The sequence below is a fragment of the Vibrio sp. 1562 genome, from assembly GCF_033340155.1.
GTDB classification, from domain to species: Bacteria; Pseudomonadota; Gammaproteobacteria; order Enterobacterales; family Vibrionaceae; genus Vibrio; species Vibrio alginolyticus.
Genome location: NZ_JAWOVY010000773.1, coordinates 1 through 518, shown reverse-complemented (window position 1 = coordinate 518; position 518 = coordinate 1). Strand labels below are relative to the sequence as shown.

General features: G+C 46.7%; 1 protein-coding gene. It reads left to right on the top strand.

Annotated features, from left to right (window positions below; all coding sequences use genetic code 11):
* Positions 1-518, top strand: a 518-nt coding sequence (locus R7Z49_RS27575) for a MucB/RseB C-terminal domain-containing protein (RefSeq protein WP_318112844.1), incomplete at both ends; no start/stop codon positions are given.

Sequence of the window (518 nt, the reverse complement as noted above, 5' to 3'; positions counted from 1 at the left end):
CAACTCAGGTATTACGCATTGTGCCGAAAGACGGACTACGTTATTCCTATGTCCTTTGGATTGACGAAAAGAGCAAATTGCCACTTCGCGCCGATCTTGTCGATCGTGATGGCGAGATGCTAGAGCAATACCGCACGATCTCTTACACAGTAAACCCTAAAATTGCAGAGTTGATGAGCGGCCTTGAAGACGTTCAACTTCCTGCTGTGCTTACAATGCCGAAAGGTGAAATTGGCACGAGCAATTGGACTGTGGGCTGGACTCCAGACGGTTTTCATCCAAACGATCTCAACCGCTACCGTATGGCATCAACAGACCAAATGGTAGAAAGTCAGTTGTATTCTGATGGCTTGTTCAACTTCTCTGTTTACGTGGCAAACAAAGATGAGCATTCATTAAAAGGACAACTGGTTCGTCAAGGCCGTAGAACCTTACACAGTTTTGTGAATGGTGATTATGAAATCTCGGTGGTCGGAGATATTCCGCCAGCTACGGCGCAGCGCATTGCTCAATCTGTC